This window comes from Idiomarina solivarensis (assembly GCF_033052755.1).
Taxonomy (GTDB): Bacteria; Pseudomonadota; Gammaproteobacteria; order Enterobacterales; family Alteromonadaceae; genus Idiomarina.
On record NZ_JAVFHZ010000009.1, the window covers coordinates 21,266 to 38,546 of the forward strand.

Consider the following 17,281-nt stretch of genomic DNA (forward strand, 5'->3'; position numbering starts at 1 on the left):
CGTTTTTTCTTATAGAACGTAAACCACCACAAACAGGCATAACCAAACGACATCAACAAAGTGCCAGTACCAGCTGGTTGCCTGAAAAGCAAAATGGTTGTCTGGTGTGAAATGGCCTTTTAACACGCGCAGGAACATAATAATCAGCATGATGGTTCCCAGTGTCACGTGCATACCGTGGAATCCGGTCAGCATATAAAAAGTGTTACCGTAAATGCCGGAATCTAGCGTTAAATTCAGATCCTGGTAGGCGTGTATATACTCTGCACCTTGCAGGTACAGAAAGATACAGCCCAGAATAATGGTAATGCCCAACATTGCAGTGAGTTGTTTACGCTTACCCTGCTCAAGGCCGGTATGTGCGAAGTGGCAGGTGACCGAGCTGACTAACAGAATAATTGTGTTAATCGCCGGTAATCCATACCAGCCCATAGCCTGAGTTTCTGTCCCGCCGGGTGTTTTCACTAACGGCCATTGAGCAACAAACTCGGGCCATAACACTTCGTGGGTCATAGCGTTGTTGCCTGCTCCTCCAAGCCATTGAACCGCTATAATGCGGGCGTAGAAAAGTGCCCCGAAGAAAGCGGCAAAGAACATCACCTCGGAAAAGATAAACCAGCTCATAGCCTGCTTATATGAATCTCCCAGTTGATCGCTGTATTTACCGCTCATCGACTCATGAATCTGGTCCCGGAACCAGCCAAACAGCATGACTGCTATCACAATCAAACCTATGGTTAACACTGTGCTGCCGTAACCATCCTGCTCTTTACTCATATCAATGACGGTGTGTCCCGCACCCCAGGCAATTAAGCCTAATCCAATTGCACCAACAATAGGCCAAGGGCTTGAAGCAGGAACATAATAACTCTGTTGTTCTGCCATAACGTCGTTTCCTTATTCTGTTTTTAACAGCTGAGCTATTTGCTCAGCCGACGTATTGGCTGTCATATCGTACAGCGTGTATGACAGGGTAAATGTCGTAATATGATCCGGAATGTCCGGATCCAGATAGAACTGCATGGGCATCTCTGTTTCAGCGCCGGCTGCTAACGGTTGTTGGTTAAAGCAAAAGCACTCTACTTTATTTAAGTAAAGTGAGGCTTCAGCCGGGGCGACCGATGGAATAGCCTGGGCGATCATGTTGGACGAGGTTGGATTACCCGCAAGAAAGTTAACGACTTTGACTTCACCCGGGTGAACTTTTACCTGTTTTACTGACGGCTCAAATTTCCAGGGGATGCCTTTGGCATTGCGTGTAATAAACTGCACAGTGACCGTCCGTGATTTATCCACCTCAACCTGTTGATAAACCGCAGCTTCATTGCTGGTGCGACCGTTAAAGCCGGTAACTTCACAAAATACGTCGTAAAGCGGCACCAGCGCAAAGCCGAACGCAAACATCCCGGCGACTGTTAATAACAGTCGCTTAACCAGGATGCTGTTGTCGGGGCGCTGTTCAGACATGAGCTATCACTCCACTTTTGGTGGTTTTTCGAAGGTGTGATAAGGCGCTGGTGACGGAACTGTCCATTCCAGGCCTTCTGCACCATCCCACGGTTTAGCGGCTGCTTTTTCACCGCCTTTCACACATTTGATAACAACCCAAAGGAAGATCAGTTGTGATAAACCAAACGCGAAGCCCCCAATGCTGGTTAACTGATTCAAATCAGCGAACTGTGTCGAGTAATCCGGTATCCGCCTTGGCATACCCGCCAAACCGGCAAAATGCATAGGGAAAAACAACAGATTGACGGAAATAAGCGATGTCCAAAAATGGGTTTTGGCTAATGTTGAATCGTACATGTGGCCTGTCCATTTAGGCAGCCAGTAATAAGCGGCTGCCATAATAGAGAAGACCGCGCCGGTAACCAGCACGTAATGGAAATGTGCCACCACAAAGTAAGTATCATGGTACTGGAAATCTGCCGGAGTAATGGCCAGCATTAACCCAGAGAAGCCGCCAATGGTAAACAGGATGACGAATGCCAGAGCAAACAACATGGGCGTTTCAAAAGTCATTGAGCCGCGCCACATGGTGGCAACCCAGTTAAAGATCTTAACCCCGGTCGGTACCGCTATGAGCATCGTGCAATACATAAAGAACAGTTCGGCAAATATCGGCATACCGGTGGTGAACATATGGTGAGCCCACACCAGGAATGACAATAAGGCGATAGCCGCAGTGGCGTAAACCATTGAAGCGTAGCCGAACAGAGGTTTTCGGGTAAAGGCCGGAATAATGGCGGAAATGATACCGAAGGACGGCAAAATCATAATGTACACTTCCGGATGCCCGAAGAACCAGAAAATATGCTGGTACATAACAGGGTCGCCCCCGCCGGCTGCACTGAAGAAGCTGGTACCGAAGTATTTATCGGTCAGCATCATGGTCACTGCCCCGGCTAATACTGGCATAACCGCAATTAACAAGAACGCGGTAATAAACCAAGTCCAGACGAACAGCGGCATCTTCATGTAATTCATGCCCGGCGCACGCATATTCATAATAGTAACGATAACGTTAATCGCGCCCATGATGGAGGAGATCCCCATGATATGAACCGAAAATACAAATAACGCCGTTGAATCTGAGCTGTAAGTTGTTGAAAGAGGTGCATAAGCTGTCCAGCCGAATGCGGGACCGCCACCTTCCATAAACAATGAACCGAGTAAAACAATGAAAGCAAAGGGTAAAATCCAGAAGCTCCAGTTATTCATTCTCGGCAGCGCCATATCCGGTGCCCCAATCATCATTGGGATCATCCAGTTTGCCAAACCGACAAAGGCAGGCATGACCGCACCAAAAATCATGACCAGACCATGAACGGTGGTCATTTGGTTAAAGAAATGTGGCTCCACCAGCTGTAAACCCGGCTGAAAGAGTTCTGCGCGTATAACCATAGCCATAGCGCCGCCGACCAAAAACATGGTGAAGCTTAACCACAAATACATCGATCCAATGTCTTTATGATTTGTTGTGAACAGCCAGCGACCAATACCAGACGGTTTATGATCGTGGTGTGTGTCTTGATGTGTTTCTTCCACTGCAGTGCTCATCACCGTCTCCTTATTGATTCATGGCTTTATTAATATCGGCGGCCTGAATTAGGTCTCCGGTATCGTTACCCCAGGCATTACGCTCGTAGGTGATAACCGCTGCTAATTCGCGCATCGACAGCTGGCTGCTAAAGGCCTGCATTGCTGTGCCATTAACGCCGTTTAAAACGATATCGATATGTTGTGCTTTAGCTTCGGGGTCTACGGCAACGCCCGTTCCGGCAAGTGCAGGGAAGACCCCGTTAACGCCTTGGCCGTTTGGTTGGTGACAAGCTGCGCAGGTGCTGTTGTAAACTTTTTCACCGAGATCCATGAGTTCGTCTTCTGACATTTCCATGGCCAGCAACTCCTGTTCACGTTTGCGTGCTGCTTTTTGCTCTTTTTCTTTCTCTGTAATCCACTTCTCGTATTCAGCAGGCTCTTTGGCGATAACCACAATTGGCATAAAGCCGTGATCTTTACCGCAAAGTTCGGCACATTGACCGCGATAGATGCCCGGTTCATTAACCTTCGTCCAGGTTTCATTAATAAAGCCTGGGTTAGCATCTTTCTTAATGGCAAAGGCCGGTACCCACCAGCTATGAATAACATCATCTGACGTAACCAGGAAGCGTACTTTCTTATTGGTTGGAATGACGAGGGGACGGTCTACTTCCAATAAGTAGTTCTCGCTCTTTTCAAATTTGTTGTCGATTTGTTCTTGCTGAGTGGCCAGGCGACTGAAATATTCAACGTCGTTTTCGAAGTACTTGTAATGCCACTTCCACTGCGAGCCAGTTACTTGAATGGTAACCTCAGCGTCTGAGGTGTCTTCCATGGCAATTAATGTGGTTGTTGCCGGAATAGCCATGCCCACCAATATAAGTAGAGGTATAATGGTCCAGGCGATTTCAACCTTAACGTTCTCGTGGAAATTTGCAGGACTTGGGTTTTTTGACTTCCTGTGTCGAATCATAGAAATAAACATGAGACCGAATACAACGACACCTATCACACAACAGATATAAAATATCGTCATGTGAAGATCGTAAACCTGGTTACTCACATCAGTGACACCTTGGGTCATATTGAGACGCGACTGAGCAGCAGCCGGCAGACTCGTTAGCGCCAATAGTGCCCACAAAGGCTTCATTTTCACGTGGCTTCTCCTCTTATTCTTCAATGAGACAGCAAAGGATTTTGCTAGCCTGAATTAGAAGAACAAAGAGGTAAGCAGAAAAAGGTACAGCTTCTCCCCAGAAATCGCTTTCTCTACTGACTCTTTGTTGTAATTATCGTTATTATATTATTTTTATAGTCGGGTACTGCATTTATTAACGAATTTACAACCAAAGATCCAGATCAAATCGAGCAAACGCACAAAAAATAGACGAATCTGTTAAAAAAAGGCTGCAAAAGCAGCCTTGGGGAATAAAACACACTGACAAAGGTGGGGTTAATGCAGGTGGGATGTCAGTGTGTTTTTATCAAATAGAAAATACTGTGTTTCACTTAATTTACTGGCCATTTTGGCGCGTTGCCAGGTTCGGTTTGAAACCGAATCGAGATATCCGATAACCATGCTGCTGGTACCAGCCAACAAAGCTTGCTCTAAGGCCCATTCGCAGCGCTCTGGTGAATGGCTGCGTAACCAACGGATTTGTGATTCTGCGACACCGCACGCAATGAGTTGTTGAATGAGGTCTTTATCGCCACCAATAACGGTAACCCATTGGCTTGGCTTAAGCTGAAGTGCTTGTTGTACCGCCGGTGATAGACTGTCCGTGCTCGGAGTTTCCGTTGCTTTCTGTGTCTCAAGCCGGAATGACGAAGCGCTGCCTTCTGCAGTCCATAGACCCGGATGACTTAATTTATGTTGATATTGAGTTTTCATAAGGTCGCTCCATTTCTGATAATGCCTACCGCAAGTCCTTCAATGACAAAAACCTGATCCGCCAAATCAACGGTAATGGTTGAGAAGTCTTCGTTTTCCGGATGCAGAAGAATGGTTTTGCCACGTTGCTCAAAACGTTTAACTGTCACATCGTCTTCCACTCGGGCAACGACAATTTGCCCATTACGCGCTTGTTCCGTTTTATGCACAGCGAGAAGATCGCCATCTAAAATACCGATGTTCTTCATACTCATGCCGTTTACCTTCAGTAAGAAGCTGGCGGCCGGATGAAAAAGCGATTCGTCAATTTTGTAATGCCCTTCAATATGCTGCTCTGCCAGCAAAGGTTCGCCCGCTGCAACCTGACCTATCAACGGCAAGCCATCCGCGATATCGTAGTCATCACCCACTAGGCGAATACCGCGGGACATACCCGGAAGTATTTCAATAACGCCTTTGCGTGCTAATGCTTTCAGGTGCTCTTCTGCTGAGTTCGCTGAACGAAACCCGAGCTTGTGAGCAATTTCGGCTCGCGTTGGAGGCATACCGGTGGCATGCAAATTGTCTTTAATAAGCTCTAGAATTTCGGATTGTCTTGGTGTTAACGGGCGCATAATGTACCTGTTTATTTGTACAGTGATACTGTGAGTATATACAGGTAAACTCATTTCGCAAGTAATTTCTTGAACGACATTTTTAAACGAAGTTGGTATCCTACTAGTCTGTTTAAAACAGAGGTCTCTATATGAAAGGAATAAGCCGCTTTTTCCCAATACTTAAGCACCCATTGCGCTGGTTGACGCGCTTTCAGGAAATTTGGGATGGTACTGAAGAAGAGCATTCAGCAACGGTCGCTAAGCCGGTTGTGTATGTTATGCGCTCAACCTCAAAAGCGGACCTGTCTATTTTACAACGGGCGGCGTTAAAGCGCGGGCTCCCGGATCCTATTGAGCCTCTTGTTGCTAACGGTAAAACTTATAACCGAATCATGTACCTTGAAGAGCTTGCTAATGATGCCTCAGAGCAAGCGGTTTCAGAGTTCCACCAGTTACTCAAATTGCATAACGACGACCCGGAACTGGATGTTCAACTGATACCGGCAGGGGTTTTTTGGGGCCGTCAGGCAGGGCAAGAAGCTCACGCCGGCAATACCATGACGGGTGACCTTGATAACCCGGGCCATTGGCGTAAATTCTGGCTGATATTATTGTCCGGGCGACAGGTGTTGGTACGTTTTTCTCGTGCGGTGAGTCTGGGCACAATGGCTCACGATCACGGCACTGATATGCGGATAGCACACAAGCTTGCGCGGGTTGCGCGCGTTCACTTTGTGCGAATGCGTCACGCTGTTGCAGGGCCAAAGCTCAGTCATAGAAAAGAGCTAATGTCGGCACTGATCAATACCCCCGCTTTAAAAAAGGCGATAGCGGACGAAGCCAAAGGGAAGAAGATAAACGAAGAAGCGGCTCGCAAGCGCGCTTTATCTTACATTGATGAAATAGCTGCAAACTATAATTCCACATTGATTCGGGTGCTGGACCGTTTTATGACCTGGATGTGGAACCGAATTTACAATGGTATTCATGTGAAGGGGGGTGACAGCATCCGGCGGCTGGCACAGCAAGGCCATGAAGTTATCTATGTGCCTTGTCACCGTAGTCATATGGATTACTTGCTGCTGAGCTATGTTATTTATAAAGAAGGTCTGGTTCCGCCGCACATTGCTGCCGGGGTTAATCTTAACTTCTTCCCGGTGGGCGGAATTTTTCGCCGAGGTGGTGCGTTCTTTATTCGCCGTAGCTTCCGGGGTAATAAATTGTATTCGGCGGTTTTCCGCGAGTATTTATGTTGGCTGTTTCAAAAGGGTTATCCGGTCGAATACTTCAGTGAGGGTGGGCGCTCCAGAACCGGGCGCCTGTTACCCCCTAAAACGGGTATGTTGGCAATGACTGTGCAGGGCATGTTGCGGGATCAGCAGCGTCCGGTATCGCTGGTCCCCGTGTATCTTGGTTATGAGCATATTATGGAAGTGTCGACTTACCTGAAGGAACTTAAAGGTAAGGACAAGGAAAAAGAGTCAGTCTTTCAGATTCTGAAGACAGTCGCTAAGCTCCGAAATTTTGGCCAGGGTTTTGTTACCTTTGGGCAGCCTATTAATTTAAAGCATTACTTAGATAATGCGGCGCCTAACTGGCACGAATCGGTCACCCGGGGCGCGCAAGAGCCTGAACGGCCGAACTGGCTTAACCCTGTTGTCAGTGGGTTAGCAGAACAAGTGATGCAGGGAATTAACGACTCTGCTGCTGCAAACAGTGTGAACTTGACCGCGCTGGCTTTACTGAGCTCGGAACATCACGCCTTAATGAAGGAAGAGTTATTGGCGCAGCTTGATGTCTACCTTGGCGTGTTGCGTGAGGTGCCATACAGTAATATGGTCAGTGTGCCGGATGAGACTCCTGAAGAGTTATGGCAGCAGGCGTTACGTACTGACAAGTTCATCGTCAGCAGTGACACTATGGGCGAGGTCGTGTCGTTGGAGCGTATGTCAGCGATAGCGATGACGTATTATCGTAATAATATTCTGCACATGATGGTGGTGCCGGGAATTGTTGCTTCCACTATTATGGCGAAGAAGACAATCAGCGTGGCCGACATTGCTGCGCGAACACAAGCCATTTACCCTTCCCTAAAAGCAGAGCTGTATTTAAGTCACGATATTGAGGACTTATCGCTCTGGACTGAAGCACTTGCAGAAGAGTTGGCACGTCAGCAACTGATTACCCTGGAAGACGGTGTTTGCACTATTGCCCAACGAGAGAGTGCTGAATGGTATCGTTTACGTTTGTTAGCTAACAGTGCCAGTGAAACGCTGCAACGCTATTGTATCGTACTGGAGTTACTACAACAGGCGCAGCCTATTATGCGCGCGGACCTGGAAAAACAGTCAATCACATTGGCTGAACGTTTAAGCTCCATTCACGGTATTGATGCGCCGGAGTTTTACGACAAGAAGGTGATGTCGACATTGATAGCCAGTTTGAAACAGCAGGGTCTAGTCGAGATTAACGACGATGGCCAGCAGATTGCAGCAGAGCCTGTCGGTGAGCTTAGTGATCAAGTCGATGAGCTCATTGACGGACCGGTGCTGCAAACTATTAGACAGTCAGTTGAACAATTTGTGCAGCAATTAAAAGAGCAAGCGGACAACAAGCCATCTTAAAACCAATAGTGTGCGGCTAAGCCGACGGCGAAAACCATACCAACATAATGATTATGGAGAAAGGCCTGGAAGCATTTTCTGGGCTCTCTTTCGCGTATAAGCCATTGCTGATAAGCAAATAGCGCCAATATCGCCACAAGCGTCAGCCATAGCCATAAATCCACCGTTAATAAGTGAAGCACCCACGCCAGCAAAGCAAGCGTTGCCACCTGCATAATGCCAATGGCCAGACGGTCAAAATGTCCGAAGAGAATAGCGGTGCTTTGCAGGCCAACTTTTAAATCATCTTCCCTGTCGGCCATGGCGTATTCAGTGTCGTAGGCTACCGTCCAGATAACATTTGTGATGAACAGCAATCCGGCAATAAACCATTGGTCAGAGTTGAGTGCAGTAAAGGCCATTAATATACCAAAGCTGAACGCAATGCCGAGCACTATTTGCGGGAGGTGCGTCCAGCGTTTGCAAAACGGGTAAAGCGCAGCGATACCGGCAGCTAAAAAGCTCAACATCACGGTCTGCGTATTCAACTGTATGACCAATGCAAAGGCAATAGCCAAAAGGCCAATAAAACCTATCATGGCTTCGGCTGCGGTTATCTTACCCGCCGGAATAGGGCGCTGACGGGTGCGGCGAACGTGGCCGTCAAAGTTGCGATCAGCAAAGTCGTTAATCACACAGCCGGCGGATCGCATTACAAAAGTACCGAGCAGGAATATCACCACAATACGTAATGGCGGTTCGCCCGCGCCTGCAATCATCAGCGCCCAGATAGTAGGCCAGGCAAGTAAATAAGTACCGATAGGTTTATCTGCGCGCATTAATTGCCAAAAAGCGGTTAACTTTTGCATGCCGACTCCTTTTATTGTGGTAAAGGGTAGAGTGATGACGGTTCCAGAAAAATTTCGCTGACCAGCAATTGCTCACCAGCGGTTGAAAACATTCTGCGCCTGCCAAGTAGTGACCGTTTTTGTTGAAACCACTGTTGATTTAATTGTGCAACCGGGTGCTCGGGACTGACCTCCGCTACTTCAATGGGGCCGTATTCTAAATCATCACGGGCAAACAATGACTCACCCAATGACTGGTTTCCGAGCTTTTGTAAATTCAGTGTACTTGTGCTTTCAGCGCTGGGCGAAAATAAGCTGCGCGCAAAAACCCATGGTTGATTATCACAGTATAGTAGAACTTCACGAACCACCACGGCGTCTTTACAGTCCAGGCGTTGCTTTTCTTCTGCATGAGGAGAAAGTAACTGCTGTCCCAGTAACGTTACGGAAAATTGTTGACCCACTTGCTTTAAGCGTTGTGTTAGAGAGCCTTCATAAAGCAGCCAACTGGCTTGATCAGATGTCAATTTTAGTTGTTGTGATGGTCTCCATTGCAACGCTTCGCTTATCGGGAAAGCTGGGGTCGGATAAAACTCTGTTGTCATTTGTGTTGGCGTTATTGAGCTCTGTCGCTATGATAGCAGAGAGAATTTAATTGAACAGCAATCGGGCCGGGTAGGGCTATGAAATTTCTGATAACAGTATTTGCAAGTATTTTTCTTTGGCTCAGCACTGTGCCGGGCGTATCAGCGCAAGATGTCGCGTACTATGGTTTTGAACCCGATATCACCACCAATTACATTAAAGAAGGCAATGACTACCGACTGGGCTTTATCCGCGTCGCGGTTGAGGTGATGGTACCGGACCCCAGTTACATTAGTGTGGTAGAGCATCATGCACCGTTGTTGCGCAATGCGTTTGTATCCATTTTAAGCACCGCAACGGAACATCAGGTCAGAACCATGACCGGGCGTGACCAACTGCGTTTAAAGTGCTTGGAAAGGGCCCGTGAGCTTATGCAGCAGGAAACCGGAAACCCGGTTATCCGGGAAGTGATTTTTACCAAATACCTGTATCAGTGAAGTGGCCGTATTTTTGGGTTTAGCGAGCGTACGACAAAGCCTGCAAAGCAACCAGAAATAAGGCCGGCTAAATGGGCTTCATTTGCAACATTTACCCACAGCATGTCGGTATAGCCAACCACTAACCACAACAGCATGAAAATAATCAGCCCCGGTGGAAGGTAAAGCGGACTGGGTCGATTCAGGCTGTATATCCAACAAAAGCCAAGCAGACCATAGACAACGCCGGAAAGTCCGCCAAAGTTTGGACCATTGAATAAGTATTGAATAACGTTCGCAGTGACACCACAAAACAGTAGCAATGCTAATAACCAGGATATACCCAGAGAACGCTCAATACGACCGCCCAGATACCACCACCAAAAAATATTAAAGATTAGATGCAGTAGAGTGAAGTGCATGAAAATAGGGGTGATAAAGCGCCAGGGCTGATCATACGGCAGTGCAGAAAAATAGCGGCTGATTTTAAGCGTATCGAGCACCGCCTCCGGACTTATCTGTAATGCCATAAACACAAGCAGCGTTAGCACAGCAACAATCCGAGTTACCCAACCGCTTTGACGTAGCAGATTAAAGGACAGAGAATTCCGGCCAAGGGTCGCCGCGCGGTTTTCTTTTATCGGCTCTGCGGCAAGTTCGGGGTTCTCTTTAAATTGCTGAATGAGCGTTTTAGCCGCTGCTTCATAACTGCTCTGATGTAACCAGAGTTCCAATTGCTCTCCGCGTTCGGTCACGCTGACCGGCATACCTTGCTGGCGTAAATATTGGTAGAGTTTACGCATCCAGTCAGAATCGCGGCTGCTGAGCAATCGGCGCATAGGTTACTCCCTTTCAGTCTTGTCAGGAAACGTCATGGACCACGCTGTATAGCCGCCGTCCATGCTGTGCACATCGGAAAATCCCTGGTTTGCAATGTAATCGGCAGCGCCCTGACTGCTAATGCCATGGTAGCAAACCACAACCACTTTCTGGCTTTTATCAACCGAGCTCAGGAACTGCGCTAGATTGCTGTTATCCAGGTGCTGAGAACCGGGTATGTGACCCCCAGCAAAAGACTGCGGATCACGAATATCAACAAATACGGCATCACCATTTTGCCAATGTTCCACGGCGATGGGTAAATCCATTAACTGGTAATTACTCATCTATTGCTAGTCCCAGTTCAATATGACTTTACCTGACTGACCTGAAATCATGGTTTCAAAGCCTTTTTCGTAATCATCAATAGGCATTTCATGCGTCAAAATAGGAGAAATATCCAGGCCTGACTGCAGTAAGCTGGCCATTTTGTACCAGGTTTCAAACATTTCCCGGCCATAAATGCCTTTAATAACCAAGCCTTTGAAGATGACCTGATTCCAGTCAATAGCGACGTTTTCAGGCGGAATACCCAGCATCGCCACTTTACCGCCGTGGTTCATGGCTTCCAGCATTTGTGAAAAGGCTGACGGTACGCCTGACATTTCCAGTCCCACATCAAAGCCTTCTTTCATGCCCAGCTCAGTCATTACGTCAGCGAGCTTTTCTTTGCTGACATCAACCGCGCGGGTCACGCCCATTTTACGGGCTAAATCCAGACGGTATTCGTTCACATCGGTAATCACCACATGACGAGCGCCCACATGGCGGGCAACGGCTGCAGCCATAATACCAATAGGCCCTGCGCCGGTAATGAGCACGTCTTCTCCGACTAAGTCGAATGCGAGAGCGGTATGAACAGCGTTACCGAAGGGGTCAAATACTGCTGCCATTTCATCGGTGACGTCGTCCGGCAGTTTGAAAGCATTTTCCGCGGGTAGCGCTAAATACTCCGCAAAAGCACCCGGACGGTTGACACCCACACCGTAAGTATTGCGGCACAAGTGACGGCGGCCAGCCCGACAGTTACGGCAATGGCCGCAAGTAATATGGCCTTCACCCGATACACGGTCGCCAATTTCAAAGCCCCGAACACCGTCGCCCATAGCGGCTACTTCGCCTACATACTCGTGACCCACTACCATAGGAACCGGAATGGTTTTTTGTGACCAGTCATCCCATTTATAAATGTGGACGTCGGTACCACAAATAGCGGTCTTCTTAATTTTTATCAGCAAGTCGTTGTAACCACATTCGGGCTTTTCAACGTCAGTCATCCAAATGCCGGGTTTTGCGTGCAGTTTCGACAAAGCTTTCATTCTTTAACTCCTTAAATCACACCCAGCTCTTTACCAATGCGGGTAAAGGCTTCAATGGTGCGATCCAATTGTTCGCGTGTGTGTGCCGCAGACATTTGCGTGCGGATACGGGCTTTGCCTTTAGGAACGACAGGGAAGGAAAAGCCGATCACATAAATATCTTCTTCTAACAGACGGTCAGACATTTCTGAAGCTAATTTAGCATCGCCAACCATGACGGGGATAATTGCGTGGTCAGCACCACTTAGGGTGAAACCAGCGTCTGTCATTTGTTTACGGAAGTAGCTGGCATTTTCCCACAACTGACTGCGTAACTCGTCACCCTCTGCCAGCATTTCCAGTACACGGATAGAGGCTTGTACAATGGCAGGTGCTACTGAGTTCGAGAATAAATAAGGGCGTGAACGCTGGCGTAACCAGTCAATCACTTCTTTCTTGCCGGAGGTGTAACCACCAGAGGCTCCACCTAATGCTTTACCTAAGGTGCCGGTAATAATGTCAACACGGTCAAGAACGTCACAGTACTCGTGCGTGCCTCGGCCTTTTTTACCAAGGAAGCCGGTGGCATGACAGTCGTCCATCATTACCAGAGCGCCATATTTGTCAGCCAGGTCGCAGATGCCTTTTAAATTAGCAATAACGCCGTCCATAGAAAACACACCGTCGGTTGCGATGAGTTTATGGCGCGCGCCGTCTGTGTCAGCTTGTTTCAACTGAGCTTCTAAGTCTTCTAAGTTGTTGTTCTTGTAGCGGTAGCGCTTAGCTTTGCTTAAACGGATACCATCGATGATACTGGCGTGGTTAAGCTCGTCACTGATAATGGCGTCTTCAGGGCCCATTATAGTTTCAAATAAACCGCCGTTGGCATCAAAACACGAGGAGTACAAAATGGTGTCTTCAGTACCCAAAAACTCACTCAGTTTTTGCTCCAGCGTTTTGTGAATATCCTGAGTACCACAAATAAAGCGTACCGAAGCCGTACCGAAACCGTGTTCATCGAGGCCTTTTTTCGCGGCTTTAATGAGATCCGGGTGGTTTGCCAGCCCCAGATAGTTGTTAGCACAGAAGTTCAGTACCTTGCGGTTGTTTACCGTAATTTCAGAGCTTTGGTCGGAACTGATAATACGTTCTTTTTTGTACAGGCCTTCGGCTTTGGTTTCGGCCAGTTGGTCGGCCAGTTGCTGATAAAAGGCTGAGCTCATGATTTACTCCACTATTTAAAAACTAAGTTACCCCTAGTTTACTGATGTTAGTCGCAACTCGCATCCTTAATTTGAATATTGGACTTTTGCTTGGTGTCCAATTGCGTGTACTCTTTACGGTATTGAAATGGCTTAAAACGAAAAGCTGTCTAAATTACGGTTTAGGAGACTCTATGCATCGCCGAGCAATTTATCCGGGAACTTTTGATCCCATTACAAATGGGCATGCTGATTTAATTGAACGGGCATCCACTTTGTTCAGTGAAATTGTCGTGGGTATCGCGGAAAGCCCCAGCAAAAAGCCCTTGTTTTCATTGGAGGAGCGGGTGCTGTTGGCACAGCAGGTCACAGAAGACCTCGATAATGTGACTGTGGTTGGTTTTTCAGGATTGCTGGTAGATTTCGCGCACGAGTACGACGCAACGGTGCTTATTCGTGGGTTACGGGCTGTTTCTGATTTTGAATACGAGTTTCAGCTGGCCAATATGAACCGGCGTCTGGATCCAAATATAGAAAGTGTCTTCCTGACACCGGCAGAAGAAAACTCGTTTATTTCCTCGTCACTGGTAAAAGAAGTGGCATTGCACGGGGGCGATGTGTCCGGATTCACTGACGCCAGAGTGGCGTCAGCATTAGAGCAGAAGTTTTCAGGTAAACGTCCGGGGAAAGGGTAACTACCGGCGATTAGCCAAAGGCCACGTGATAGAACACAATGCTCATAAGTACCGGGCACAAGTAACGGATATGCCAACGTAACAAGGTTAACCCGATACTGCCCGCAGCAATGGCTTTTAAGTGATTGCTGCGGTGCCACAACCAACCAACCACGAGCAAGTAAAATAGCCCTGATAATGGAAGCTGGAACTGAGTAACGGCTGTAACAACCCAGTCAAACAGCGGGTCAAAAAACAGAATCAGTAGCAGTGAAAACAGGGCAATAACGCTTAACGACAGCGCTGTTGCTAAAGGCCGCTTCAGTTTACGTTCTTCTATGCAGTAGGAAACCGGCACTTCTGCCTGAGCAATAGTGGAGGTTAGCGCCGCAATGCTCAGTAGCATGAAAAACGAAAAGGCAACATAAGGGCCGGCAATGCCCATGCTGTTAAACAGCTGAGGCAGTACGGCAAAAATAAGTTGTCCTTCGCCAACCAGCTTAGACCCTTCGCCAACATTAACACCCAGATGAATGCCTGCGTATAGGGCCGGAATGATCAGTAAGCCAGCTAAAAAGGCTATCAAGGTATCCAGTGCCGCCACCGACAGACTTAAACGGCCCAGGTTAGCCCCCGGCTTCAAATACGAGCCGTAAATCATCATGCCGCCCAAACCAATAGAGAGCGAGAAAAAGGCCTGTCCCATGGCCGCAACGAGAATGCTGGTATCGGTTAGTAAGCTAAAGTCGGGTATAAGATACTTTTCTAGCCCGGCGTCGGCACCGGGTAAGGTCAGCATATAAGCAATGAGTGCAACAAGCAGAATAACTAAGGTTGGCATTAGCCGTTTTGACCAGCGTTCAATGCCTTTTTCCACACCTTGAAAAACGACGTAAGCAGTTGCCAGCAAAAACACACCGGTAAAGATTAAATCGCGGCTTACCGAACTGTTCAGTAAAAACTCAGCGGCACCCTCCAGACCGAAACCTCTGGCGAGAAAACCCAGCGCATGCACCAGCATCCAACCGGCAACCACGTGATAAAAGCTGAGCATTAAACAGGAGCCTAATACGTTCAGGTAGCCCATTAAACGACCAATGGGGCGGGCGCGTCCTTCCGACAGTTGGGTTAAAGAGCGAACCGGGTTGGCCTGCGCACTGTGTCCAATCAGCATTTCGCTGTAAAGCGCGGGTATGGCCAGAACAAAAATAACGCACAAATAAACCAGCAGGAATGCACCGCCACCGTGGTTGGCGACCTGAGTCGGGAAGCCCCAAATGTTCCCCAGGCCAACGGCTGAGCCTGCCGCTGCTAATATAAAGCCAATTCGGCTATGAAAGGAATCGCGCATAAATGATTAGAAACCCACTGCTGCTTGCTTATAGTCAGGCGGGCATTCTAACGAACTGACAAAATTTTGCTCTATCTTTTTTACTTGAATCGGGTTAACATTCGCGGCCTGAAAATTGGCCAGTAACCAAGTTGTAAAACAGGATGCTTTACGCGGTGTTGCTGCTGTTAACGTTAACGAAAAGACCGTAATCTCAGGAGCCTTACGTCATGCCTAATCTGGATCTGAGCCGCTACGGCATCACAGATGTCGAAGAAATTGTCCACAATCCGTCCTACGACCTGCTGTTCGAAGAAGAAACTCGCGATGACCTGCAAGGTTATGAAAAAGGAACGGTAACGGACCTTGGTGCGGTTGCTGTTGATACCGGAATTTTCACCGGACGCTCCCCTAAAGACAAATATATTGTTCGCGATGACACCACCCGCGACACCGTCTGGTGGGCTGACCAGGGTAAAAATGACAACAAACCTCTATCGACTGAAACCTGGAACGAACTGAAAGGGCTAGTCACAGAGCAGCTTTCTAAAAAGCGCCTGTTTGTAGTCGATACCTATTGTGGGGCAAACGAAGACACGCGTCTTGCGGTTCGTTTTATTACGGAAGTTGCATGGCAGGCACACTTTGTGAAAAACATGTTTATTCGCCCAAGCGAAGAAGAGCTGGAAAGCTTTGAGCCTGACTTTGTGGTGATGAACGGTGCAAAATGCATTAATCCGAAGTGGCAGGAACAAGAACTGAATTCAGAAAACTTTGTGGCGTTTAACCTGACTGAAAAAATTCAGTTGATTGGCGGCACTTGGTACGGCGGCGAAATGAAGAAAGGTATGTTCTCAATGATGAACTACTTCTTGCCGCTTAAAGGCATTGCGTCAATGCATTGCTCTGCCAACGTGGGTGAAAAGGGCGATGTGGCGGTTTTCTTCGGTCTTTCAGGTACCGGTAAGACAACTTTGTCGACTGACCCTAAGCGGGCTCTCATTGGCGATGACGAACACGGTTGGGACGACGACGGTGTCTTTAACTTTGAAGGTGGTTGTTACGCGAAAACTATCCATCTGTCGAAGGAAGCTGAGCCGGACATCTACAATGCGATTCGCCGTGATGCACTGTTAGAAAATGTTGCTGTCGATGAAAACAATAAAGTTGATTTTGACGACAACTCAAAAACTGAAAATACACGCGTTTCGTACCCTATTTATCACATCGACAACATTGTGAAGCCGGTATCAAAGGCTGGTCATGCGAAAAAAGTGATTTTCTTAACCGCTGATGCTTTTGGCGTGTTACCTCCGGTCTCTAAATTGACTAAAGAGCAGGCGCAGTACCATTTCTTATCAGGTTTCACAGCTAAATTGGCGGGTACTGAGCGCGGTGTAACCGAGCCAACGCCAACCTTCTCAAGCTGTTTTGGCGCGGCCTTCTTAAGCCTGCACCCAACCCAGTATGCGGAAGTGTTAGTGAAGCGTATGGAAGCAGCCGGCGCAGAAGCTTACCTGGTTAACACTGGTTGGAACGGCACCGGTAAACGCATTTCTATTAAAGCAACCCGGGCTATTATCGACGCCATTTTAGATGGTTCGATTGAAGACGCAGAATTTGTGCAACTGCCACACTTTAATCTGGCTATGCCAACTGAGCTGGCGGGTGTTGAAGACAGCAGCATTTTAGATCCGCGTCAAACGTACGAAGATGCGGGGGAATGGGACGTTCGTGCGAAAGATTTAGCCGAGCGTTTTGTGGCCAACTTCGAGAAGTTTACTGATACTGATAACGGTAAAGCTCTGGTAGCCGCTGGTCCTCAGCTTTAAATTCATAGTTTGAAACAAATTAAAG

General features: G+C 47.8%; 17 protein-coding genes. 4 read left to right on the plus strand and 13 right to left on the minus strand.

The window, feature by feature from the left end; all coding sequences use genetic code 11:
• Positions 1-9 precede the first annotated feature (9 nt).
• The 6 genes from RBK99_RS12680 to lexA all read right to left on the minus strand — a co-directional run bounded on the left by RBK99_RS12680 (position 10) and on the right by lexA (position 5,547).
• Positions 10-885 carry a cytochrome c oxidase subunit 3 gene (locus RBK99_RS12680; RefSeq protein WP_317504968.1) on the minus strand — a complete coding sequence of 292 codons (876 nt, stop codon included), beginning with the start codon at positions 883-885 and terminating at the stop codon, positions 10-12.
• Between the two features lie 12 nt (positions 886-897).
• Positions 898-1,467: a cytochrome c oxidase assembly protein gene (locus RBK99_RS12685; RefSeq protein ID WP_317504969.1), complete on the minus strand. Its 570-nt coding sequence runs from the start codon at positions 1,465-1,467 to the stop codon at positions 898-900.
• A 6-nt stretch (positions 1,468-1,473) separates the two neighbouring features.
• Positions 1,474-3,060 carry a cytochrome c oxidase subunit I gene (ctaD, locus tag RBK99_RS12690; protein ID WP_317504970.1) on the minus strand — a complete coding sequence of 529 codons (1,587 nt, stop codon included), beginning with the start codon at positions 3,058-3,060 and terminating at the stop codon, positions 1,474-1,476.
• A gap of 10 nt (positions 3,061-3,070) precedes the next feature.
• Positions 3,071-4,192 (minus strand): cytochrome c oxidase subunit II, encoded by a 1,122-nt coding sequence (coxB, locus tag RBK99_RS12695; RefSeq protein ID WP_317505025.1) that lies wholly within the window; start codon positions 4,190-4,192, stop codon positions 3,071-3,073.
• A 303-nt stretch (positions 4,193-4,495) separates the two neighbouring features.
• Positions 4,496-4,933 carry an SOS-response cell division inhibitor gene (locus RBK99_RS12700; protein ID WP_317504971.1) on the minus strand — a complete coding sequence of 146 codons (438 nt, stop codon included), beginning with the start codon at positions 4,931-4,933 and terminating at the stop codon, positions 4,496-4,498.
• Positions 4,930-5,547, minus strand: a complete 618-nt coding sequence (gene lexA / locus RBK99_RS12705; RefSeq protein ID WP_317504972.1) for a transcriptional repressor LexA — start codon at positions 5,545-5,547, stop codon at positions 4,930-4,932. Before lexA ends, RBK99_RS12700 begins: the two co-directional genes overlap by 4 nt.
• A gap of 131 nt (positions 5,548-5,678) precedes the next feature.
• Here lexA and plsB point away from each other — a divergent pair, with 131 nt between their 5' ends.
• Positions 5,679-8,153 (plus strand): glycerol-3-phosphate 1-O-acyltransferase PlsB, encoded by a 2,475-nt coding sequence (gene plsB, locus RBK99_RS12710; protein ID WP_317504973.1) that lies wholly within the window; start codon positions 5,679-5,681, stop codon positions 8,151-8,153.
• Here the strand turns inward: plsB and ubiA are convergent.
• Both ubiA and RBK99_RS12720 read right to left on the minus strand, forming a co-directional pair.
• Positions 8,150-9,001, minus strand: a complete 852-nt coding sequence (gene ubiA, locus RBK99_RS12715) for a 4-hydroxybenzoate octaprenyltransferase (protein ID WP_317504974.1) — start codon at positions 8,999-9,001, stop codon at positions 8,150-8,152. The genes plsB and ubiA overlap by 4 nt on opposite strands.
• Before the next feature lie 11 nt (positions 9,002-9,012).
• Positions 9,013-9,585: a chorismate--pyruvate lyase family protein gene (locus RBK99_RS12720; RefSeq protein WP_317504975.1), complete on the minus strand. Its 573-nt coding sequence runs from the start codon at positions 9,583-9,585 to the stop codon at positions 9,013-9,015.
• Positions 9,586-9,663: 78 nt separating this feature from the next.
• Here RBK99_RS12720 and RBK99_RS12725 point away from each other — a divergent pair, with 78 nt between their 5' ends.
• Complete coding sequence (locus tag RBK99_RS12725; RefSeq protein WP_317504976.1) at positions 9,664-10,062, plus strand: flagellar basal body-associated protein FliL; 399 nt, start codon at positions 9,664-9,666, stop codon at positions 10,060-10,062.
• On the opposite strand, the gene RBK99_RS12730 is transcribed toward RBK99_RS12725, so the two are convergent.
• From RBK99_RS12730 to RBK99_RS12745, 4 genes are read right to left on the minus strand one after another with little or no spacing between them, the layout of a single operon-like run.
• Positions 10,056-10,880, minus strand: coding sequence for a rhomboid family intramembrane serine protease (locus RBK99_RS12730; RefSeq protein WP_317504977.1), 825 nt, complete (start codon positions 10,878-10,880; stop codon positions 10,056-10,058). The genes RBK99_RS12725 and RBK99_RS12730 overlap by 7 nt on opposite strands.
• Before the next feature lie 3 nt (positions 10,881-10,883).
• Positions 10,884-11,207 (minus strand): thiosulfate sulfurtransferase GlpE, encoded by a 324-nt coding sequence (gene glpE, locus RBK99_RS12735; protein ID WP_317504978.1) that lies wholly within the window; start codon positions 11,205-11,207, stop codon positions 10,884-10,886.
• Positions 11,208-11,213: 6 nt separating this feature from the next.
• On the minus strand, positions 11,214-12,239 hold the full coding sequence (gene tdh, locus RBK99_RS12740; RefSeq protein WP_317504979.1) for an L-threonine 3-dehydrogenase: 1,026 nt from the start codon (positions 12,237-12,239) through the stop codon (positions 11,214-11,216).
• Between the two features lie 11 nt (positions 12,240-12,250).
• Positions 12,251-13,444, minus strand: a complete 1,194-nt coding sequence (locus RBK99_RS12745) for a glycine C-acetyltransferase (protein ID WP_317505026.1) — start codon at positions 13,442-13,444, stop codon at positions 12,251-12,253.
• A gap of 170 nt (positions 13,445-13,614) precedes the next feature.
• Between RBK99_RS12745 and coaD the strand changes: the two genes are divergently transcribed.
• Positions 13,615-14,115 (plus strand): pantetheine-phosphate adenylyltransferase, encoded by a 501-nt coding sequence (gene coaD, locus RBK99_RS12750; RefSeq protein WP_317504980.1) that lies wholly within the window; start codon positions 13,615-13,617, stop codon positions 14,113-14,115.
• Positions 14,116-14,125: 10 nt separating this feature from the next.
• On the opposite strand, the gene RBK99_RS12755 is transcribed toward coaD, so the two are convergent.
• Positions 14,126-15,445 (minus strand): sodium-dependent transporter, encoded by a 1,320-nt coding sequence (locus tag RBK99_RS12755; RefSeq protein WP_317504981.1) that lies wholly within the window; start codon positions 15,443-15,445, stop codon positions 14,126-14,128.
• A 209-nt stretch (positions 15,446-15,654) separates the two neighbouring features.
• On the opposite strand from RBK99_RS12755, the gene pckA reads away from it, so the two are divergent.
• On the plus strand, positions 15,655-17,256 hold the full coding sequence (gene pckA, locus RBK99_RS12760; RefSeq protein ID WP_317504982.1) for a phosphoenolpyruvate carboxykinase (ATP): 1,602 nt from the start codon (positions 15,655-15,657) through the stop codon (positions 17,254-17,256).
• Positions 17,257-17,281: the final 25 nt, after the last annotated feature.